General features: G+C 69.6%; 19 protein-coding genes. 9 read left to right on the forward strand and 10 right to left on the reverse strand.

The window, feature by feature from the left end; genetic code table 11:
- The first annotated feature begins 67 nt into the window (after positions 1-67).
- Positions 68-742, forward strand: coding sequence for a response regulator transcription factor (locus tag VM780_RS12630; protein ID WP_325447845.1), 675 nt, complete (start codon positions 68-70; stop codon positions 740-742).
- The gene (locus VM780_RS12635; protein ID WP_325447847.1) at positions 739-2,160 is read left to right on the forward strand and encodes a sensor histidine kinase; all 1,422 of its coding nucleotides are present in this window, start codon (positions 739-741) and stop codon (positions 2,158-2,160) included. The genes VM780_RS12630 and VM780_RS12635 overlap by 4 nt, the downstream gene beginning before the upstream one ends.
- A gap of 10 nt (positions 2,161-2,170) precedes the next feature.
- Here the strand turns inward: VM780_RS12635 and VM780_RS12640 are convergent, their stop codons facing one another.
- The 4 genes from VM780_RS12640 to truB form a co-directional block, all read right to left on the reverse strand.
- The gene (locus tag VM780_RS12640; RefSeq protein ID WP_325447849.1) at positions 2,171-2,605 is read right to left on the reverse strand and encodes a YciI family protein; all 435 of its coding nucleotides are present in this window, start codon (positions 2,603-2,605) and stop codon (positions 2,171-2,173) included.
- Between the two features lie 175 nt (positions 2,606-2,780).
- Positions 2,781-5,012, reverse strand: coding sequence for a polyribonucleotide nucleotidyltransferase (pnp, locus tag VM780_RS12645; RefSeq protein ID WP_325447851.1), 2,232 nt, complete (start codon positions 5,010-5,012; stop codon positions 2,781-2,783).
- Between the two features lie 343 nt (positions 5,013-5,355).
- Positions 5,356-5,625: a 30S ribosomal protein S15 gene (gene rpsO / locus VM780_RS12650; protein ID WP_325447854.1), complete on the reverse strand. Its 270-nt coding sequence runs from the start codon at positions 5,623-5,625 to the stop codon at positions 5,356-5,358.
- A 39-nt stretch (positions 5,626-5,664) separates the two neighbouring features.
- Positions 5,665-6,594 (reverse strand): tRNA pseudouridine(55) synthase TruB, encoded by a 930-nt coding sequence (truB, locus tag VM780_RS12655; protein ID WP_325447856.1) that lies wholly within the window; start codon positions 6,592-6,594, stop codon positions 5,665-5,667.
- A 97-nt stretch (positions 6,595-6,691) separates the two neighbouring features.
- Between truB and VM780_RS12660 the strand changes: the two genes are divergently transcribed.
- The gene (locus VM780_RS12660; protein ID WP_325447858.1) at positions 6,692-7,036 is read left to right on the forward strand and encodes an endonuclease domain-containing protein; all 345 of its coding nucleotides are present in this window, start codon (positions 6,692-6,694) and stop codon (positions 7,034-7,036) included.
- A gap of 80 nt (positions 7,037-7,116) precedes the next feature.
- Here the strand turns inward: VM780_RS12660 and rbfA are convergent, their stop codons facing one another.
- From rbfA to rimP, 5 genes are all read right to left on the reverse strand, one after another.
- Positions 7,117-7,527 carry a 30S ribosome-binding factor RbfA gene (rbfA, locus tag VM780_RS12665; protein ID WP_325447860.1) on the reverse strand — a complete coding sequence of 137 codons (411 nt, stop codon included), beginning with the start codon at positions 7,525-7,527 and terminating at the stop codon, positions 7,117-7,119.
- A 210-nt stretch (positions 7,528-7,737) separates the two neighbouring features.
- Positions 7,738-10,437, reverse strand: coding sequence for a translation initiation factor IF-2 (gene infB / locus VM780_RS12670; RefSeq protein ID WP_325447861.1), 2,700 nt, complete (start codon positions 10,435-10,437; stop codon positions 7,738-7,740).
- The gene (locus VM780_RS12675; protein WP_325447863.1) at positions 10,434-11,165 is read right to left on the reverse strand and encodes an RNA-binding protein; all 732 of its coding nucleotides are present in this window, start codon (positions 11,163-11,165) and stop codon (positions 10,434-10,436) included. The genes infB and VM780_RS12675 overlap by 4 nt, the downstream gene beginning before the upstream one ends.
- On the reverse strand, positions 11,134-12,747 hold the full coding sequence (nusA, locus tag VM780_RS12680; RefSeq protein WP_325447865.1) for a transcription termination factor NusA: 1,614 nt from the start codon (positions 12,745-12,747) through the stop codon (positions 11,134-11,136). The genes VM780_RS12675 and nusA overlap by 32 nt, the downstream gene beginning before the upstream one ends.
- Positions 12,748-12,753: 6 nt before the next feature.
- Complete coding sequence (gene rimP, locus VM780_RS12685; RefSeq protein WP_325447867.1) at positions 12,754-13,419, reverse strand: ribosome maturation factor RimP; 666 nt, start codon at positions 13,417-13,419, stop codon at positions 12,754-12,756.
- Between the two features lie 238 nt (positions 13,420-13,657).
- Between rimP and VM780_RS12690 the strand changes: the two genes are divergently transcribed.
- Both VM780_RS12690 and VM780_RS12695 read left to right on the forward strand, forming a co-directional pair.
- Positions 13,658-15,199 (forward strand): putative bifunctional diguanylate cyclase/phosphodiesterase, encoded by a 1,542-nt coding sequence (locus tag VM780_RS12690; protein ID WP_325447869.1) that lies wholly within the window; start codon positions 13,658-13,660, stop codon positions 15,197-15,199.
- Between the two features lie 72 nt (positions 15,200-15,271).
- Complete coding sequence (locus tag VM780_RS12695) at positions 15,272-15,682, forward strand: diacylglycerol kinase (RefSeq protein ID WP_325447871.1); 411 nt, start codon at positions 15,272-15,274, stop codon at positions 15,680-15,682.
- On the opposite strand, the gene VM780_RS12700 is transcribed toward VM780_RS12695, so the two are convergent.
- Positions 15,679-16,731 carry an FUSC family protein gene (locus VM780_RS12700; RefSeq protein ID WP_325447873.1) on the reverse strand — a complete coding sequence of 351 codons (1,053 nt, stop codon included), beginning with the start codon at positions 16,729-16,731 and terminating at the stop codon, positions 15,679-15,681. The two genes, VM780_RS12695 and VM780_RS12700, sit on opposite strands and share 4 nt — an antisense overlap.
- A gap of 188 nt (positions 16,732-16,919) precedes the next feature.
- Here VM780_RS12700 and miaB point away from each other — a divergent pair, with 188 nt between their 5' ends.
- Genes miaB through VM780_RS12720 form a run of 4 tightly spaced genes read left to right on the forward strand, consistent with a single transcriptional unit; the run spans position 16,920 to position 20,890 of the window.
- The gene (gene miaB, locus VM780_RS12705; protein WP_325447875.1) at positions 16,920-18,305 is read left to right on the forward strand and encodes a tRNA (N6-isopentenyl adenosine(37)-C2)-methylthiotransferase MiaB; all 1,386 of its coding nucleotides are present in this window, start codon (positions 16,920-16,922) and stop codon (positions 18,303-18,305) included.
- Positions 18,302-19,360: a PhoH family protein gene (locus tag VM780_RS12710; RefSeq protein ID WP_414652819.1), complete on the forward strand. Its 1,059-nt coding sequence runs from the start codon at positions 18,302-18,304 to the stop codon at positions 19,358-19,360. Before miaB ends, VM780_RS12710 begins: the two co-directional genes overlap by 4 nt.
- Before the next feature lie 10 nt (positions 19,361-19,370).
- Positions 19,371-19,889, forward strand: a complete 519-nt coding sequence (gene ybeY, locus VM780_RS12715) for an rRNA maturation RNase YbeY (RefSeq protein ID WP_325447877.1) — start codon at positions 19,371-19,373, stop codon at positions 19,887-19,889.
- Between the two features lie 14 nt (positions 19,890-19,903).
- The gene (locus VM780_RS12720) at positions 19,904-20,890 is read left to right on the forward strand and encodes a hemolysin family protein (RefSeq protein WP_325447879.1); all 987 of its coding nucleotides are present in this window, start codon (positions 19,904-19,906) and stop codon (positions 20,888-20,890) included.
- Positions 20,891-20,895: the final 5 nt, after the last annotated feature.

A 20,895-nucleotide genomic window follows, 5' to 3' on the forward strand; every position in this document is an offset into this window, starting at 1 on the left:
GTCGCACCGCAACCATAATCAGAGGCTAGTCTTCCGCTTCCGACCTGAGCCGCTCGAGTCACGGCCGATGCGTATTCTGCTCGTCGAGGACAATGACCGGCTCGCCGCGGTGACGGCCGACGCGCTGCGGGCCGGCGGCTTTACGGTCGATCGCGTCGCCGACGCCGGCCAGGCCGAGGACGCGCTCGCGGCGTCCCGCTTCGAGGCGGTCGTGCTCGACCTCGGACTCCCCGACCGGGACGGCATGGAGCTCTTGAGGGACATCCGCCGCCGGTACGCCTGCCCGGTCCTGATCCTCACGGCGCGTGACGGCTGCAACGCGATCGTCGACGGGCTGAACGCCGGCGCCGACGATTACCTCCTCAAGCCCTTCAGAGTGGAAGAACTCGTGGCCCGGCTGCGCGCCCTGCTGCGGCGCCCCGGGACCGCGCTCGACGTCGTGCTTCGGCAGGCGAATGTCGAGGTGAATTCGGCGACGCGCGCCGTGAAGGTCTCCGGCGCCGAGCTGCGGCTCACGCGCAAGGAGGTCGGCGCGCTGGAACTGTTGGTGCGCCGGAACGGACAGGTGATCGCGAAGTCGACGATCGAGGAGGCGCTCTACGGCTTCGACGACGAGGTCAGCGACAACGCCATAGAAGTGCTCATTCACCGGCTCCGCAAAAAGCTCGAAGGCGCGGGGGCCGGCGTCGACATCCACAATCTCCGGGGCATCGGCTATCTGCTCACGGAGACGTCGCGGTGACGCATCTCGGCTCCACGCTGTTCCGGCGGCTGGTGATGGGCATCGCTCTGGTCAGCGTCGTCGCCGTCGCGGCGGCGGCGACCTTCCTGTATCTCCGTTATGGCGCGATCAATGACCGGTTCCGCGAGGGCACGCTCCGGAACTTCGCGTCGACGCTCGTCAAAGGGGCGCACGGCGAAGGGGCGGCGTTCGGCGTCGATCTCCGCCACTCCACCCTTAGGGCGCTCCGCGGCGCGGGCGGACGTTTCGCGGTGGTGGCTGAAGACGGCAGGATCCTCGCGGCCTCGGAGGGGCAGACGGAGCCCCTCATTCCGCTCGGGAACGCCCAAGAGTCCTATTTCGAGCTCGCAGGCGGGACGGCCGGCGCGCCGCAATATGGGCTCAGCGCACGATATGAGCGGCCCACGCCGTTCTTTGTCCAGGTCGCCTTCCCGATCAGCGACGTGATCTACGACTCGATCCTGGAAGAGTTCGTGCTCGACATCGGCTGGCTGTGGCTGCCCTTCGTGGGCGCGGTGCTGGCGACCTTCGTGGTCGTCGCTCGGATCGCGCTGAAGCCGCTCAGCCGCGCTGCGGAGGACGCCGGGGAGATCGGCCCGAAAAGCGTCGGGCGTCGACTGCGCGAGGACGGCCTTCCCGACGACGTGCTCGTGCTGGTGCGCGCCGTGAACAGCGCGCTGGACCGGATGCAGTACGGCTACGAGAATCTCGAGACCTTCGTGAGCGACGTCGCCCACGAGCTGCGCACGCCGCTCGCGATCGTCAAGGCGCGGGTCGCCATGGCGGACGAGCCGCTCGCGCGCGAGATCGCCCAGGATCTGGCGCCCATGGAACGCCTCGTCGAGCAGCTGCTCGACCACGTCCGGCTCGGACGCATCCAGTTCGAGCCGCACGACAAGGTGGATCTGACCGCGGTCGCGACGGATGTGGGGCGGTTCTGCGCGCCGCTCGCCGTGGCGCGCGGTCGGCTGATCGCGGTCGATGGACCGCCCGGCCCGATCCTCGTCGACGGCGCCGGAGACTACATTTTCCGCGCGCTGCGAAACCTGGTGGACAATGCGCTCAACCACGCGCCGCCGGGGTCGACAGTCGTGATCCGCACGGCGAGCGACGGCAGCGTCGCGGTGCTGGATGAAGGCGCAGGATTTCCGCCCGACAAGCTCGATCCGGTCGCGCGGCTGGCCGCGCGCGGCCGGAGCGACCGGCGTGAGGGCCTAGGCATTGGACTCTCCATCGTCGAGCGCACGATGGCGGCGCATGGCGGATCGCTGGAGCTCGCCAACCTGCCGGACGGCGGCGCGATCGCGACGATGCGGTTTCCCGCGGTCTTCGTTCCGGCCGAGGACGCCGCGGAGCCCGGGCGGCGGCCGCACCGGAGCGTCGCGCCTTTGGAGCCGGCTGGCAGCCCGTTCGGATAAGCCCACCGCCTCAGCGGCCGCCTTCGCGATCCCTGAACGCCTGCTCCATGGCGCGCCAGCCATCCGGCTTCTCGGCCGGGTCCACGGCGAAGTCCGAGAGCTCATAGACCTGCCGGAGCTCGAGTTCGACGGGCGCGTCCTCGCGCGGCCAGCGTCTGACCCAGTCAAGCGCTTGCTCCCGCGAGGCGACTTCGATGATGGTGAAGCCGGCGATCAGCTCCTTGGACTCCGCGAAGGGCCCGTCGGTCACGACCGGAGCGGTCCCGTCGCGGGAGATCCTGACGCGCGCGCCGGCGGATGTCGGCTTCAGCCCTTCGCCGGTGATCATCACGCCGGCCTCCAGCATCTGCTTGTTGTAATCGCCCATCGCCTGCAGGAGCGCCTCGGAGGGCATCTTGCCCGCTTCGGTGTCGGCGTCGGCCTTGCGGATGATCATGAAGCGCATCGCATTCCTCCAGGCTCTGGCGGCGAGACAGCCGCCTTCGGGACCTAGGACGCCCGACGGCGGCGCGCGCCGACATCGGCGGCGGGGCTTTTTCCGGCGGTCAGATCCCGCCTGCCCCGGAAAATAAAAAGGCGGCCCGGGGGCCGCCTTTTCAACTCTTCGCTTTAGCGTCAGCTCACTCGGCGGCTTCTTCGCGGCGCGGGCCGCGGCGGCGGCGGCCGCCGCCGGCGCGCTGCTCGTCGCCGCCCTCGGACGCCGCGTCCGCCGGAGCCTCGCCCGCCGGGGCGGAGCCGCCCTTGGCCTCGAGGTCCTCGCCGGTCTGCTGGTCGACGACCTTCATCGACAGGCGGGTCTTGCCGCGATCGTCGAAGCCCATCAGCTTCACCTTGACCTTGTCGCCCTCCTTGAGGACGTCCGAGACCTTGGCGACGCGTTCCTGGCTGATCTGGCTGACATGGACGAGACCGTCCTTGGCGCCGAAGAAGTTCACGAAGGCCCCGAACTCGACCACCTTCACGACCGTGCCGTCATAGATCTGACCGACTTCCGGATCCGAGGCGATCGACTTGATCCAGTTGATCGCGGCCTTGATGGCCTTGCCGTCGCTGGAGGCGATCTTGACCGTGCCGTCGTCCTCGATGTTCACCTTAGCGCCGGTCTTCTCCACGATCTCGCGGATCACCTTGCCGCCGGTGCCGATCACTTCGCGGATCTTGTCGGTCGGGATCTTGATGACCTCGATGCGCGGCGCGTATTCGCCGAGCTCCGAGCGCCCCGTCGCGATGGCCTTCGCCATCTCGCCGAGAATGCTCATGCGGCCATCCTTCGCCTGGCCGAGGGCGACCTTCATGATCTCCTCGGTGATGCCGGCGATCTTGATGTCCATCTGCAGCGCGGTGACGCCCTGCTCGGTGCCGGCCACCTTGAAGTCCATGTCGCCGAGGTGATCCTCGTCGCCGAGGATGTCGGACAGCACCGCGAACTTCTCGCCTTCGAGGATCAGGCCCATCGCGATGCCGGCGACCGGCCGCTTCAGCGGCACGCCCGCATCCATCGCGGCGAGCGAGGCGCCGCAGACCGACGCCATTGAGGACGAGCCGTTCGACTCGGTGATCTCCGAGACGATGCGCAGCGTGTACGGGAACTCATCGGCCTTCGGCAGCATCGGGTGAACGGCGCGCCAGGCGAGCTTGCCGTGGCCGACCTCGCGGCGGCCGGGCGCGCCCATGCGGCCCGTCTCGCCCACCGAATAGGGCGGGAAGTTGTAATGGAGCAGGAAGCGCTCCTTGTAGGTGCCGCCGAGCGCGTCGATGAACTGCTCGTCTTCGCCCGTTCCGAGAGTCGCGACGACCAGCGCCTGCGTCTCGCCGCGGGTGAAGATCGCCGAGCCGTGGGTGCGCGGCAGGACGCCGACTTCCGACAGGATCGGCCGAACCGTCGTCAGGTCGCGGCCGTCGATGCGGATCTTTTCGTCCAGAATGCCCCAGCGGACGATCTTGGCCTCGAGCTCCTTGAACACCGCGCCGAGCTTCAGCGGATCGACCGGGTTCTCGACGCCTTCGCCGGAGAGGGCGGCGAGCGCCTTCTTCTTGGCGGCGGAGACGGCTTCCTGACGGTCTTGCTTGCGCTTGATCTTGTAGGCGTCGCGCAGGTCCGCCTCGACCAGCTCGCGAAGCTTGTTCTCGAGCTCGGAGATGTCCTCGACAGTGTGCTCGCGCGGCTCCTTGGCGGCCTTCTCGGCCAGCCGGATGATCGCGTCGATCACGGGCTGGAAGCCCTTGTGGCCGAACATGACGGCGCCCAGCATGACGTCCTCGGAGAGCTCCTTGGCCTCCGACTCCACCATCAGCACCGCGTCCTGCGTGCCGGCCACGACGAGGTCGAGGTCGGAGGTGGCCATACGGTCGGCCACCGGGTTCAGCACGTATTCGCCGTCGATATAGCCGACGCGCGCGCCGCCGATCGGACCCATGAAGGGCACGCCCGACAGCGTCAGCGCGGCCGAGGCGCCGATCATGCCGACGATGTCCGGGTCGTTCTCAAGGTCATAGGACAGGACCGTGATGACGACCTGGGTCTCGTTCTTGTAGCCGTCGGCGAACAGCGGACGGATCGGCCGGTCGATCAGGCGCGACGTCAGCGTGTCCTTCTCGGTCGGGCCGCGCTCACGCTTGAAGTAGCCGCCCGGAATGCGCCCGGCGGCGTAATACTTCTCGGTGTAGTTCACGGTGAGCGGGAAGAAGTCGATGCCGGGCTTCGGCGACTTGGCGGACACGGCGGTCGCGAGCACCGTGGTCTCGCCATAGGTGACGAGCACGGCGCCGTCGGCCTGGCGGGCGACATGGCCCGTCTCGAGGGTGAGGGTCCGGCCGGCCCACTCGATCTTTTCGCGATGAATTTCGAACATGCGTCTTTGTCCTTGCGGTCTGGGACCCCAAGGAAGCCGTCGGGCTCTGTCTTTACGCCACGGGCAAGACGGCGCGGCGCTTCCTCCTCAGCGGAGAAGCGCCCGGCGATCCTGCCCCATGACGTTCGGGCCCGATGGCGTCCCGGGTCCCTTTCGTCTGTCATTCGTCGCCAGCGCCCCATGCGCCGGCGTCGTACTGGAAGCAACGGCCGAAGATCGGCTCCGGCCGCATTGGATTTCAGGCCGCCGCGCCCGCCATGCCGGCGTCGGCGACCTTGTCGGCGTCGCGTCCCACGGTCAGACCGTGGATGCCCGGCCTATGGCGGGGCGCAACGAACAAACGTCAGCGGCGGATGCCGAGACGCTCGATCAGGGTCTGATAGCGCGCGGGATCCTTGCGCTTCACGTAGTCGAGCAGCGAGCGGCGCTGGCTGACCATCTTCAGCAGACCGCGGCGGGAATGGTTGTCCTTCGCGTGGGTCTTAAAGTGCTGGGTCAGATTGGCGATGCGCTCGGTCAGCACGGCGACCTGCACTTCCGGCGAACCGGTGTCGCCTTCCTTGGTCGCGTACTGGGCGACCACTTCATTCTTGCGTTCAGCGGTGATCGACATCGGGATCTCTCGTTCGATCGGTTGTAGGTCCCGGCCGGCTTACGGCCGGTCGAGGTTGAAGATGCGCCGGGGATGAAGTTCGCCGCGCTCGATCTCGGCGAGCGCGATCAACGCGCCGTCGGCCGTCACGGACACCGTACCCTGGAAGGTCGGGGCATCCCGTCCACGCAGCAGCACCGGCTGCCCATTGAGCAGTCGGGCCGCCTCCGCCCTGTTGACGGCGAGCGCCGGGATGTCGTCCAGCGCCGTCTCGACAGGAAGGAGAGCGTCAGCGAGACCTTGCTCGCCGCCGGCACCCTGTCGCAATCGCTCCAGTTCGTCCAGCGAAATCGCGTCCTCTTCGCTGAAGCCGCCCACGACGGTGCGCCTCAGCGAAACGATGTGAGCGCGCGTGCCGAGCGCCCGCCCCATGTCGCGCGCGATCGCCCGCACATAGGTGCCCTTGCCGCATTCCGTCTCGAAGACGGCGCGGTCCGGCGCCGGCATGTCGACGAGCTCGAGCCGGTGCACCTCGACGATGCGGGGCTCGAGGATCACGTCCTCGCCCTCCCGCGCGAGGTCATAGGCGCGCTCGCCGTCGATCTTGAGCGCCGAGAATTTCGGCGGGATCTGCGAGACCTGGCCGCGGAACGCGGGCAGCACGTCGAGGATCGCCTCACGCGTCGGGCGGCGCTCGGAGGTCGCGACCGGCTCGCCCTCGGCGTCGTCGGTGTTGGTCTCGACGCCCCACAGAACCTCGAAGCGGTAGACCTTGCGGCCGTCCATCACGAACGGCACGGTCTTGGTCGCCTCGCCGAAGGCGATCGGCAGGATTCCGGAGGCGAGCGGATCGAGCGTTCCGGCGTGGCCCGCCTTCTTGGCCTGGTAGAGCCAGCGCGCCTTCGAGACCGCGTGGGTCGAGGTGACGCCGACCGGCTTGTCGAGCACCAGCCAGCCGGAGATGTCGAGGCCCTTCTTACGCCGCGACATCGGAAGGCTCCTTCGGTCTAAGGTTTGCGAGGAAGGCGCGGGCCTTCACCTCTCCCCACGGGGGAGAGGTCGCGAGCGCAGCGAGCGGGTGAGGGGGATGGAACGCTTCAGAACGCGCGCGAAAGCGCTGAGGGCGAACCAGACCGGCGCGGAGGCGCGCCTTTGGCAGGCTCTGAGAGGCCGCAGACTTGAGGACTGGAAGTTCCGCCGCCAGCACGCGATCGGTGGCTTCATCGTCGACTTCGTGACGGTCGCTGGCAAGGTGATCGTCGAGATCGACGGTGCGACGCATAGCGAACCGGGGGAAGTCGAGCGCGATCAGGCGCGGACCGCCCGGCTGGAACGTCTCGGCTTCCTCGTCATGCGTGTCACAAATGTCGACGTGTACGAGAACCTCGACGGCGTTCTCCAAGCCATCGACGCTCAGCTTTCGGGCCGGTAGAGCCCCCTCACCCGGCCCTCTGGGCCGACCTCTCCCCGCTGGGGAGAGGTGAAGGCCCACGCCTGATCCTGAAAGGATGCTCACCGCTCGTCCTCCGGCTCGTCGACCCGCAGGTCGCGGGCGACTTCCGGAGAGCGCAGCAGCGCGTCGATCTGCGAGCCGCGGTCGAAGCTGTCGTCGATGCGGAAGCGCAGATCAGGCGCGGATTTCAGCGCCAGCCGCTTCACGACTATCATGCGAAGCTGCTTGCGGTTGGCGTCGAGCGCCTTCAGCACCTTTTCCTCGTCCTTGCCGCCGAGCGGCATCACGAAGGCGGTCGCGAGCTTGAGGTCGGGCGTCATCCGGACCTCTGGCACCGTAATGACGTGCTTCTCGAGCACCGGGTCCATCACCTCGCCGCGCTGAAGCACGTCGGCGAGCGCGTGGCGCACGAGTTCGCCCACGCGAAGCATGCGCTGGGAGGGACCCTTCGGCCCGGATTGGCGTGACATGATTTCTTCCTCTGCGCCGAGCGGCCGCCTGGCGGCGAGCCGTCAGGACCGGGATCGGACCGGCCATGAGCGGGATGTTCGATCTGTAAGCGTCGCGGCCAAGCGACCGCGCGAGCCGGCCGTCCTCAGGACTGACGCTCTTCGGACGGGCGGTCCGGCTCGAAACGGCTTCGCCGCTTCGGCCGGAACGACACGTTCATGCGTTCGCGATCAGAGCGACCGCTTCACCTCGGTGACGCGGTAGCACTCGATGACGTCGCCGGCGCGCATGTCCTGGTAGTTCTCGAAGGACATGCCGCATTCGGTGCCGGCGCGAACCTCCTGCACGTCGTCCTTGAAGCGCTTGAGCGTCGCGAGCTTGCCCTCGTGGATGACGACGTTGTCGCGGATGAGGCGCACGCTCGCGCCCTTCTGCACGACGCCCTCGGTGACGAGGCAGCCCGCGATCTTGCCGACCTTCGAGACCGCGAAGATCTCGAGAATGTTGGCGTTGCCGAGGAAGTCCTCGCGCCGCTCCGGCGACAGCATCCCGGACATCGCGGACTTAATGTCGTCCACGAGGTCATAGATGATGTTGTAGTACCGGATCTCGGTGCCGGTGCGCTCCGCCGCGTCGCGCGCTTCCTTGAGCGCCCGGACGTTGAAGCCGAGCACGACCGCGTTCGAGGCCGAGGCCAGGATCACGTCGCTCTCGGTCACGCCGCCGACGCCGGACAGCAGGATGCGCACGCCGACCTCGTCGTTGCCGACCTTCTCGAGCGCCTGCACGATCGCCTCGACGGAGCCCTGGACGTCGCCCTTGATGACGAGCGGGAACTCCTTCTTACCCGCCGTCTTGATCTGCGACATCATCTCTTCGAGGCCGCTGACGCGAACCGTCGCCCGGGCAGCCGCCTTCTCGCGCTTCTGGCGCTGGCGGTAATCCGCGATCTCGCGGGCGCGGGCCTCGTTCTCGACGACCGCGAGGCGGTCGCCCGCCTCAGGCGCGCCGTTGAAGCCGAGGATCTCGACCGGAGCCGAGGGCCCGGCCTCCTGCACGGAGTCGCCCTTGTCGTTGACGAGCGCGCGCACCCGGCCCCATTCGGAGCCGGCGACGACGATGTCGCCCTGACGCAGCGTGCCGCGCTGAACAAGGACGGTCGCGACCGGACCACGGCCGCGGTCGAGCTTGGCCTCGATCACGGTGCCTTCCGCCGGACGATCCGGATTGGCCTTGAGGTCGAGAAGCTCGGCCTGCAGGTCGATCAGCTCGAGCAGACGGTCGAGGTTGGTGCCCTCCTTGGCCGAGACTTCGACCTCGAGGGTCTCGCCGCCGAGGCTCTCGACCTGGATCTCGTACTGCAGCAGTTCGCCGCGCACCTTGCCGGGGTTGGCGTCCGGCTTGTCGATCTTGTTGATCGCCACGATGATCGGCACGCCGGCCGCGCGGGCGTGGTTGATCGCCTCCGCGGTCTGCGGCATCACGCCGTCATCGGCCGCGACCACCAGCACCACGATGTCGGTCGATTTCGCGCCGCGGGCGCGCATCGCCGTGAAGGCGGCGTGGCCGGGCGTGTCGATGAAGGTGATCTTGCCGCCGAGCGGCGACGTCACCTGATAAGCGCCGATATGCTGCGTGATGCCGCCCGCTTCGCCGCGCTGGACGCTGGTGTGGCGGATGGCGTCGAGCAGCGACGTCTTGCCGTGGTCGACATGGCCCATGATCGTGACGACCGGCGGCCGCGGCTGCAGCGCGTCGGGCGCGTCCGGGGCGTCGAACAGGCCTTCCTCGACGTCGGATTCCGCCACGCGGCGAACCGTGTGGCCGAGCTCCTCCGCGATCAGCTGCGCGGTGTCGGCGTCGATCAGGTCGGTGCTTTTCTTCATGACGCCCTGCTTCATCAGCAGACGCACCACGTCGATCGCGCGCTCCGACATGCGGTTGGCGAGTTCCTGGACGGTGATCGTCTCCGGAACCGTCACCTCGCGGGCGAGCTTCTCCTTCGGCTCCTGCGCGCCCTTGCCGGTCAGCCGCTGCACGCGGCGACGGTAGGACGCGACCGAGCGCGAGCGCTCCTCGCCGCCGGTCGCGGTCGCGATCGTCAGGCGGCCGCGCTCCTTGGTCGGGGCGGCGCGGGTGCGCTCAGGCTTCGGCGGCGTGACCGGGCGAACGGGCCCGGGCCCCATGCGGCGCGGCGCGGCGCGGGCGGGCTCTTCCGACTCCGGCATCGGCCGGCGGCCGGCGGCCGGGCTCGGCCCTTCGAAACTGCGGGGACGCGGCGCGGCCGGCGACGGCGCGCGCGGGGCGGGAGCGGACGTCGAAACCGGGGCGGGCGCAGGCGGCGGCGCCTCCTCGCCGAGCCGCTTGGCGGCCTCGACCTCGGCGCGGCGCCTCACCTCTTCTTCCTGCTGACGGCGCGCGTCTTCCTCGCGCTTGCGCGCTTCGGCGGCGAGCCGCTCGCGCTCTTCATTCGCCTCGCGGATGATCCGGGCGCGCGCCTCCTCTTCGGCGCGCTTGCGGTCCTCAGCCTCACGAACGCGTGCGCCCGCAAGCGCCTGGGCGCGGGCGCCCATTTCGTCATTCGTCAGCGTGCGCAGCACCATGCCGGCGCCCGGGCGGCTGCCGCCGGCCGGTCGCGACGGAGCCGGACGCTGCTGGCTCTGCGCCGGCGTAGCTTCCTGTCGCGCGGGCGGCGGCGTCGGCGCGGCTGGACGCGGCGCTGCAGGGGCGGCAGGCGCGGACGGCGCGCTCTGGGCCTTCGCCTCGCCGGGCGTGAGGACGCGCCGCTTCACCTTCTCAACCACCACCGCGTTGGTGCGGCCGTGGCTGAAGCTCTGCCGCACCACGCCGGATTCCGCCGGACGCTTCAGCGTCAGCGTCTTCGGCGAGGCCGTCAAAGTCTTGTCGCCCGTATTCTTCGTATCCGTCATGCCCTGTCCGTTCCTGCGGGCTCGTCGCCCGACCCTGCATCCGTCGACCGGGCGGCATCCGCCGGGTCTGACCCTTCGCTCACGTCCCTGTACCGCGCGAGCGCATCGCATCGCGCGAGAAAAGCGGCGCTGACCGGGCCTGCGAGTAGCGCTGCATGTACCACATTCGACCGCCCTAACGCCAAGTCCAATTGCCCGGAGCGGAACAACCGCACCGGGCGAACCCGCGACGCCATGCCAAGCCGGGTCAGCGCCTGCCCCAGCTTGCGCACGCCGTCGGCGCCCGCATCGGCGGCCTCGATCAGCGCCACGACGGGCTCCTTTGCGAGGGCCGCCTCGACCTTTGCGAAGCCGCACGTCACGCGGCCCGCTTTGTTGGCGAAGCCCAACATGGCGAGCGCCTGGCGCTCGATCAACTCATCGACCTGCTCCGGCAGCTCCGGATCGACCCGCACAGGCTCCCGGAAGCCGCGCGCGAAAGCTTTGCGCTTCACGGCGAGACGCACCGCCTCGGCGCTCGCCGTCACCCAGACCCCGCGCCCCGGAAGGGCGCGCTTCAGGTCGGCGACGACGCTGCCGTCGGGCGCGCGCACGAACCGGATCAGCTCCTCCGTCGGGCGCGCGGTCCGGGTCGCGACGCAGGTCCGCTCGGACGCCGAACGATCGTCCTCGCGCGCCGCGTCCGGGGCGCTTTCCTCAGGCGCCGGCAGGCTCTGCCGCTCCTTCATCGGCCGGCGCCTCCTCCTCGGGCTGCGCCAAATCGGCCTCGTCGATCCAGCCCGCCTTCACGCGCGCCTGCATGATGATGTTCTCGGCCTCGTCGCGCGAAATCTCGAAGCCGTCGAGCGCGCCGGCCTCGCGGCGCGGCTCCGGCCCGGAGCGGTCGATCCAGCCGACCAGATCGTCGGTCGCGCAGCCGGCGAGATCCTCGACGGTCTTGATGTCGTGCTCGCCGAAAGCGACCAGCATCGCGGTCGTGACGCCAGGAACGTCCTTGAGGTCATCCGCAACGCCGAGCTCCCGACGACGGTCGTCGTGTTCGGCCTCGATGCGGGCGAGATAATCGGTCGCCCGGTTCTGGATTTCGGCGGCCATGTCCTCGTCGAAGCCCTCGATCGAGGCCAGCTCGCCAAGCTCCACATAGGCGACCTCCTCCACCGAGGTGAAGCCCTCCGCGGCGAGCAGCTGACCGAGCGTCTCGTCGACGTCGAGCGCCTCCATGAAGGTCTGCGTGCGGGCAAGAAACTCCTTCTGCCGGCGCTCGCTCTCCTCGGCCTCGGTCAGGATGTCGATGTCCCAGCCGGTGAGCTGCGAGGCGAGGCGCACATTCTGTCCGCGACGGCCGATCGCAAGCGAAAGCTGATCATCGGGAACGACGACCTCGATCTTCTCGCTGTCCTCGTCGAGCACGACCTTCACGACCTGCGCCGGCTGCAGCGCATTGACGATGAAGGTCGCGGCGTCGGGCGACCACGGAATGATGTCGATCTTCTCGCCCTGCAGCTCCTGCACGACCGCCTGGACGCGCGAGCCGCGCATGCCGACGCAGGCGCCGACCGGATCGATGGAGGAGTCGCGCGAGATCACCGCGATCTTGGCGCGCGAGCCGGGGTCGCGCGCGACCGCCTTCACCTCGATGACGCCGTCATAGATCTCCGGCACTTCCTGGGCGAACAGCTTCGCCATGAACTGCGGATGGGTGCGCGACAGGAAGATCTGCGGACCCCGCGGCTCGCGCCGCACGTCGTAGACATAGGCGCGGACGCGGTCGCCGACCCGGAACAGCTCGCGCGGCAACAGTTCGTCGCGGCGCACGATCGCTTCGCCACGGCCGAGATCGACGACGACGTTGCCGTACTCGACCCGTTTCACGAGGCCATTCACGATGTCGCCGATGCGGTCCTTGTATTCCTGGTACTGCCGGTCGCGCTCGGCGTCGCGGACCTTCTGGACGATGACCTGCTTGGCGGACTGCGCGGCGATGCGGCCGAAGTCGAAGGGCGGCAGCGTCTCGGCGATGTAGTCGCCGGGCTGCGCGGCGGGGTTTTTCCGCCGAGCGTCCTCGGCCGAGATCTCGATGTTGTCGTTCTCGACCTGGTCGACGACGAGCATCAGCCGCGACAGGCGGATGTCGCCGGTCTTCGGGTTGATCTCGGCGCGAATCTCGGTCTCCTGACCGTAGCGGGACCGCGCCGCCTTCTGGATCGCGTCCTCCATCGCCTCAAGCACGATGGCCTTGTCGATGACCTTCTCGCGGGCGACGGCTTCGGCGATCTGCAGAAGCTCAAGCCTGTTGGCGCTCACCGCCATGTCACGTCACCTCCGTCCTTTCGAGGCGGACTTCTGGCCGTCCCCGTCGTTGTGTCCGTCGTCCGCTTCCGGAACGTCGGCAGCGTCGTCCGGCGCGCGGCCGGCCGCTTTCGCGCGGCGCAGCGCCTCGCGGATGAGATCGTCCGTCAGCACGAGCCGCGCCTCCGCGATGTCGGCGATGGGCAGCGCCACGCGCGCAGGCTCGTCCTTCTTGGCGTCGTCGCGGCGCAGGATGGCGTTCGCGCCCTCCGCGCCCTCGAGGACGCCCTTGAAGCGCTTCCGGCCGTCGACCGGAACCTCCATCTCCACCTTTGCGAGGTGGCCGGCCCAGCGGGCGAAGTCGGAGACCCTGACCAGCGGCCGGTCGATTCCCGGAGAGGAAAGCTCGAGATTGTAGGCCCGATCGATCGGGTCCTCGATGTCGAGCACCGGCGAGATCGCCTTGGACGCCACCTCGCAGTCATCGACCGTGAACGTGCCGTCGGCGCGCTCGGCCATGATCTGCAGCGTGTAGCCCTCGCGCCCCGAGCTCTTCACCCGGACCAGCCGGTAGCCGAGATCGAGCAGCGTCGGGGCGACGATCGCGGCGACGCGCGCGTCCACGCCTGACTCGGTCACGAGCCGGGGCTCGTCGAGGGGGCTTTCGATATCGAGCGGAAAACCGTCTGCCATAAGCCTAAGTGGTTTTGGAGCGGGCCCCGGTGGACCCACCCTCGAAGGACCCTTACGAGCCAGTCGACGATGTCTTGAATGCGCCTGATATACGCCCGGCGCCCGGGGATCGCAAGGCCCGCGCCTGGACCGCGGACGCAACGCAGCGTTAATCCCGCGGTCAGAAGCTCGCCCGCTTCACCGGATTCAGCTCATGCTCTCCGTCCGCCGAGCCTTGACCAAAGGAAAAGCCCTGTTCGTGAGACACAAGGTCAAGATTCTCGACGGCGGGCTGCTGCTCGCGCTGCTTGCCGCGGCCGCGCTGTTCGCCTTCGAGGTCAATGTCTTCCGGCACGAAGGACAGGAGACGCTGGCGCAGCAGACGGTCGAGCTCGACGAGCTCATGGCGTTGACCACCCTGACGATGCTGGGCGTCCTGGGCTTCCTCTGGCGGCGCGCCCGCGAGCACAAGCGCGAGAACGAGCTGAGGGTCGCGGCCGAACAGGAGGTGATGAAGCTCGCGCTGCAGGACCCGCTGACCGGCCTGCCGAACCGGCGCCGCTTCGAAGACGCCCTGAGGGCCGCCATGCAGGCGACGCCGGCCGCGCCCGAGGCCCACGCGCTGCTGATGATCGACATGAACGGCTTCAAGAAGATCAACGACATCTATGGCCACCCGGCGGGCGACCAGGTGCTAGTCCATATCGGTGCGCGCTTGCTCCGGGCGGTGCGTGACCAGGACCTGGTGGCGCGGCTTGGAGGCGACGAATTCGTGATCCTGGCGCGCAACGTCGAGGGCGCCGAAGGGGCGGCCAACATCGCCCGCCGGGTTCTGGAAAGCCTCGATGATCCCGTCGTGACGGCGAGCGGCGTTCATGCGGTGGGCGCGGGTCTCGGGATCGCGCTGGCGCCGCAAGACGCCGTCGCCGAAGATGAGCTCGTCCGCAAAGCCGACGTGGCGCTCTATCGGGCCAAGGCCGAGCCGGCCTCCTCGATCCGCTTTTTCGAGCCGGCGATGGACATTCGGCTGCGGCAGCGCGACGAACTCGAGAGCGCCATCCGCGTCGCCGTCGACGCCGACGACATCGCGCTCCGGTACCAGCCGGTGGCGCGGATCGGCGGCGGGATCGCGGCCTTCGAGGCGTCGCCCCTGTGGGCGCATCCGACGCTCGGCGAGATCGCGGCGGACCGGCTGGCCCCGATCGCGGAGGGCGCGGGACTCCTGCCGCGCCTCACGGAGCGGCTGCTCCGCCGCAGTTGCGCCGCCGCCGCGGCGTGGCCGGAAGACGTGCGGCTGTCATTCGACCTGCCCGGCGCGCTGCTGCGGGACACGAGCTTCGCCGGCCGGATCCTGTCGGCGCTGCGCGAGGCCGGGCTGCCGCCCCGGCGGCTGAGGCTGGAGATCGACGAGGGCGCGCTCATCCGCGAGGCCGAAGCCGCGGAGACGCTGATCACGCCGCTGCGGGCGGCCGGCGTCGCCATCGTGGCCGACAATTTCGGCACCGGCTATTCGGACCTCAAGAACCTGCACCGGTTGAAGCTCGACGGCGTGAAGATCGACCGCAGCTTCGTCGCCGCCATGGAGCACGACCGGCAGGCCGCCGTGATGGTTCGCGCCCTTATCGGCATCGGCCAGGGCCTCGACCTCGCAGTGACGGCGGACGGCGTGGCGACCGAGGCGCAGACGGAGGCGCTCGCCCGCCATGGCTGCGACCAGGCGCAGGGCGCGCTGATCGGCGCGCCGGTGTCGGCCGAAGAGGCCCGGAAGATGGCCCTGCGCAGCGAAAGCTACGCCGGCTGACCTTGTTTATTTCTATAAGCGACGCGGCGGTTCTGCGGCTGCGCCCTAGATCCGGTTCTCGGAGGAAGCCCCATGCCTGACGTCCGCGCAATCTGCGCGATCGGCCTTCGCGGCCAGCTTGGCCTCAACGGCCACCTGCCTTGGGAAGGCGATCAGCGGCCGGAGTTCACCGCCGATGTCGCGCGCTTCTTCGACATCACGCGCGGCCACGTGCTGATCGCGGGGCCGACCACCATCGGCGCAGTGCCAGACTGGGCCAAGAAGCAGATGACGACCTTCGTCATCCGCTCGCACATGGACCCGCGCGACGTCCTGAGGCAGTTCCGCGGCCGCGTCGTCTACATGGGCGGCGGTCCGAGGGCCTGGGACGTCTACGCCCCGTTCATCCGGCACTGGGACATCAACCGCCTGCCCTATGACGGCGAGGCGGACCGCTGGTTCAAGCCGGAATGGCTCGTCGCGGGCGGCGCCACCGTCGACTAGCCATCGACCGCCGCAGCCCGCGCTTCGCCCAGGCGGTCCGCGAGGTCGCCGAGATTGCCCGCGAGGTTTCGGAGCGCGAAGACGAGGCCCATGGTCGGCACCGCGGCCCCGACATCCACCTCTTCGGCGCCGTCCCTCAGATGCGCGACGGCGTCGTCGAGATCGGCGCGCCGGGCCTGCATCTGCGAGCGGGTCTCCTCGACGGAGCGTCCGACGGCGATCTCCGCCAGCATGTCGGCCGCGGCGAGGATCATGGCGTCCGCGGCGGGCCCCAGCAGGCCGCGCGCCGCGTCCGAGGCCGCAAGCGCCCGCTCGACTGCGACCGCGTCGTTGCGAACGCGCCAGAGCGTGCGCGCGAGCGCGGCCCGCGCCTCCGCCGCAGCCCGGGCGCCGGGCGCCCGCCTTGCGTCCGCGACCGTCTTCTCGAGCGCCGCGAGCTTGCGCCGGATGGCGTCCTGCGCGCCGAGCAGGACGTGAGCGGCGTCCGGATCGCGGCGTCGCGCCGGCGCGCCCCTCAGCAGGGCGGCGAGATCGCCGGCGATCGCGCGGGCCTCGCGCGCGAGGTCCCGGTCGACGCGGGCCGGGAACACCAGAAGGGTCGTCACCACGCCGATCGCGCAGCCGATCAGCACCTCGATTATCCGTTCCAGCGCCGTCTCGAACGTGTTCGCCTGGTTGGCGGTCGCGACCAGCAGGATCGCCGCCGTGATCGGCGCGATCCGCAGCATCGGCCGGCCCGCCGCCGCGAAGGCCAGCGCCGCGACCGTGACGGTGAGCGTGACCGATGTGCCGAGCAGCGAATGCGGGTGCAGGAACGCCGCGGCGCCGCCGACCAGCGATCCGACCACCGTGCCGACCGCCCGTTCCTGCGCGGCCGCGACCGTGCCGCCGAGGCTCGCCTGCACCACGATCAGCGCCGAGATCACGCTCCAATAGCCCTGCGGCAGTTGCAGGAGCGTCGCGATCACAAACGCCGCCACCGAGGCCGTCGCGACCTTGATGGCGATGCGCAGATCGGCGGCGTGCCTGTCTGGGAGGCGGATCTGCATGGCGGCTGTGTCTCGAGGAGCGCGATACCTGTCGCGTCGCGCGCGATTTGGCCAGCCCTGCGCCGTGCGGCCTGCCGGGCCGGTGGGAAGATGCGCCCGCAGTATTCTCTTGTGCCCGGTTTCGCGTTAAGGCTTGACCATCAGGGTCGGCTGCGCGCCGACGATGGGAGTCGCCAGAACCGGCCGTAATGACAGCCAGCCGCCCAAAACTGTTCGTCAAGTCCTACGGCTGTCAGATGAACGTCTACGACGCGGACCGCATGGCGGACGCGCTCGCGCCGGACGGCTATGTTGCGGCGGACAGCGCCGAAGACGCCGACGTCATCGTCCTCAACACCTGCCACATCCGCGAGAAGGCCTCCGAGAAGGTCTATTCCGAGCTCGGCCGGATCCGGAAGATGAAGGCCGAAACCGGCCGCGCGCCCGTGGTGGCGGTCGCCGGCTGCGTCGCGCAGGCGGAAGGCGCCGAGATCCTGCGCCGGGCCCCCGTGGTCGACCTGGTGGTCGGGCCGCAGAGCTACCAGCGCCTGCCCGAGCTGCTGCGCCAGGCGAAAGCCGGCGCGCGGCCGGTCGACACCGAATTCGCCGTCGAGGACAAGTTCGAGCGGCTCGCGGCCCCGACCCCGAAGGCGATCCGCGGCCGGGGCGTGACGGCCTTCGTCACCGTGCAGGAAGGCTGCGACAAGTTCTGCACCTTCTGCGTCGTTCCCTATACGCGCGGTGCAGAGGCCTCCCGGCCGGTCGCGCAGATCGTGGCGGAGACCGAGCGCCTGGTCGCCGCCGGCGTCCGCGAGGTCACGCTGCTCGGGCAGAACGTCGACGCCTATCACGGCGAAGGCCCGGACGGCCGCGACTGGTCGCTGGCGCGGCTGCTCTACGAGCTCGCAGAGATACCGGGGCTCGCCCGGCTGCGGTATACGACCAGCCACCCCCGCGACATGGCGAACGACCTGATCGCCGCGCATCGCGACCTTGGCAAGCTGATGCCGTATTTGCACCTGCCGGTGCAGTCCGGTTCGGATCGAATCCTGGCGGCGATGAACCGCCGGCATACGGCGGCGGACTATCTCCGGCTCGTCGACCGCATCCGCGCGGCCCGCCCCGACCTGGCGCTGTCCGGCGATTTCATCGTCGGTTTTCCGGGCGAGACCGACGCGGATTTCGATGCGACGCTCGCGATCGCGCGGGAGGCCGGCTACGCCAGCGCGTTCACGTTCAAATACAGCCCGCGGCCCGGCACCCCGGCGGCGGATCGCGCCGCGCAAGTGGACGAGGGCGTGAAGACCGAACGCCTTCTCCGCCTGCAGGCGCTCATCAGCGAACAACAGGCGTCCTTCGCGCGTTCACTCGTCGGGCGCCGCATGGAGGTGCTGCTCGACCGGCCTGGCCGCCACGCCGGGCAGATCGCCGGGCGCTCGCCTTATCTTCAGCCCGTCCAGCTCGTCGCGCCGGGCGCGGAGGTGGGGGACGTGATAGAGGCCGTCATCACCGACGTCGGCCCGAACAGCCTGTTCGCCGCGCCTGCGGGCGACGCGCGCGGATCGACCGCCCTGCTCGCGGAGACCGCTATTTGAGCGCTGAGACCATCGTGCGCGGCTTCGACCCGCTGCGCAGCCCCGCCTCCCGGCAAGCGCCGGGCGTGCCCGGCGGCGCGGCGCCCGGAGAAGTGATTCTCGCCTTCGAGGACAACCGTCACGCCTCGAGCCTGTTCGGGTCGCATGACCAGAACCTCGCGTTCCTGGAGCGCCGGCTTGGCATCGAGGCCACGGTGCGGGGCAATCACGTCGCGCTGCGCGGGCCGGTCGAGGCCTGCCAGCAGGCCCGCAAAGTGCTCGAGAATCTCTACGACCGCGTCCGCCGCGGCGAGACGGTGGCGCTCGGCGACGTCGACGGCGCGATCCGGATGACGACCGCCCAGGGCCAGCTTTTCCCGGCGGACGGAGACGGCCCGCGGCCGGGCTTCACCCAGGTCTCAACCCGCAAGAAGACGATCGTCGCCCGCACCGGCGCGCAGGACGCCTATATGCGCGCGCTCGCCCGGCACGAGCTGGTGTTCGCCACCGGCCCCGCCGGCACCGGCAAGACCTACATCGCCGTCGCCTGGGCGGCGGCGCTGATCGAACGAGGCGAAGCCGACCGCATCGTGCTGTCACGGCCGGCCGTCGAGGCGGGCGAGCGGCTGGGCTTCCTGCCCGGCGACATGAAGGAGAAGGTCGATCCCTATCTCCGCCCGCTCTATGACGCGCTGTATGACGTGATGCCGCCCGAGAAGGTTGAGCGCGGCATGGCCTCCGGCATGATCGAGATCGCGCCGCTCGCCTTCATGCGCGGCCGGACGCTGGCCAACGCGATCGTGCTGCTCGACGAGGCGCAGAACACCTCGTCGATGCAGATGAAGATGTTTTTGACCCGGCTCGGCGAGAACAGCCGCATGATCGTCACCGGCGATCCCACCCAGATCGATCTCCCGCCCGGTCAGGTGTCGGGGCTCGCCGAGGCGATCGGCCTGCTGGAGGACGTCGAGGGCGTCGGCGTCACGCGCTTCACCGCCGCCGACGTCGTCCGCCACGAGCTCGTGGCGCGCATCGTGCGCGCCTATGAGGGCGCTCATCCGAGCCAGAACCCATGATCCTCAAGCCATGAGCCCGGATCGACCTACCCCCGTCGCGCTCGAGATCGAGCGCGACAGCGACCTCTGGAGCGCGCTGCCGGAGGCCGAGGCCATCGTTGCGAAGGCCGTGTCGGCGGCGTTCGCGGAAGCCCGGCTGATCGCCCGTCCGGACGCCGAGCTCGCCGTGACGCTCGCCGACGACGCACGGGTGCGCTCGCTGAACGCCGAGTGGCGCGCCAAGGACCAGCCGACCAACGTCCTGACCTTCCCGGCCGTGGAGCCGGACGAGACCGCCGACGCGCCGATGCTCGGCGACGTGATCCTCGCGTTCGAGACGGTCGCCCGCGAGGCGCGTGACGAGGGCAAGACCCTCGCCGACCATGTCGCGCACCTCGTGGTCCACGGCGTTCTGCATCTCTTCGGCTACGACCATCTCGACGACGCCGAGGCCGACGCCATGGAGGCGGTGGAGATCCGGGCGCTCGCGCGCATCGGCGTCGCCAACCCCTATGCGGCGCTCGCCGACCCCCCACTGACGAACAGCTGAGCCCCCGTCCTCCGATGCCCCCTTCAGAACGCCATGCCCGCCCTGGCGCCGCCGTGCTCGCAAGCGGCGAGGCGCGCGACAATTGGCTGGAGAGGCTGCGCGCCTTCGTCGGCTTCGGCGCGCATCCGACCATCCGCGAGGACATCGCGGAGGCGCTCGAGGAGGCGCCGGACGACCTTTCGGTCAACGCCCAGGAGCGCACGCTGCTGCGCAACGTGCTCGCCCTGCGGGAGACGCGGGTCGACGACGTCATGGTGCACCGCGCCGACATCGTCGCAGTCCCGGAAGACGTCACCTTCGGGCAGTTGCTGCTGACCTTCGCCGAAGGAGGCCACTCGCGCCTGCCGATCCACCAGGGTTCGCTCGACGAGCCGAAGGGCATGGTTCACGTGAAGGACGCGCTCGCGCTGTTCGCCCACAAGGTGCAGGGCGGCGGGTCGGTGCTCGATCCCGGCGGGGTCGATCTCGGCGCCCGCATCGCCGATCTCGACCTCGTCCGCCCCGTGATCTTTGCGCCGCCCTCGATGCCGGCTTCGGACCTGCTGGCGCGGATGCAGTCCCTGCACATCCATCTGGCGCTGGTGATCGACGAATATGGCGGCGTCGACGGCCTGGTCACGATCGAAGACCTGGTCGAGACGATCGTCGGGGAGATCGAGGACGAGCATGACGAGTCCGTCGTCGCGAGCGTCCGGCCGGACGGCGAAGGCGGCTTCATCGCCGACGCCCGCGCGCCGCTCGAGGAGGTCGCCGAAGCGGTCGGGCCGAGCTTCGACGTCGCGCCGTTCCGCGACGAGGTCGACACCATCGGCGGCCTTATCGTCACGCTGGCCGGCCGCGTGCCCGCGCAGGGCGACGTGGTGGAGGGGCCCGGCGGGCATCGTCTCGAGGTCCGCGACGCAGACCCACGGAGGGTCATCGAGGTGCGCATCGGCGGACCGGCGCCCGAGCGCGGCCTCAGCGAATCGGGTAGGCCCGGAGACGCCGCCGACGCGGCCTGACCTCT

This window comes from Hansschlegelia sp. (assembly GCF_035538955.1).
In the GTDB taxonomy this organism is placed as follows: Bacteria; Pseudomonadota; Alphaproteobacteria; order Rhizobiales; family Methylopilaceae; genus Methylopila.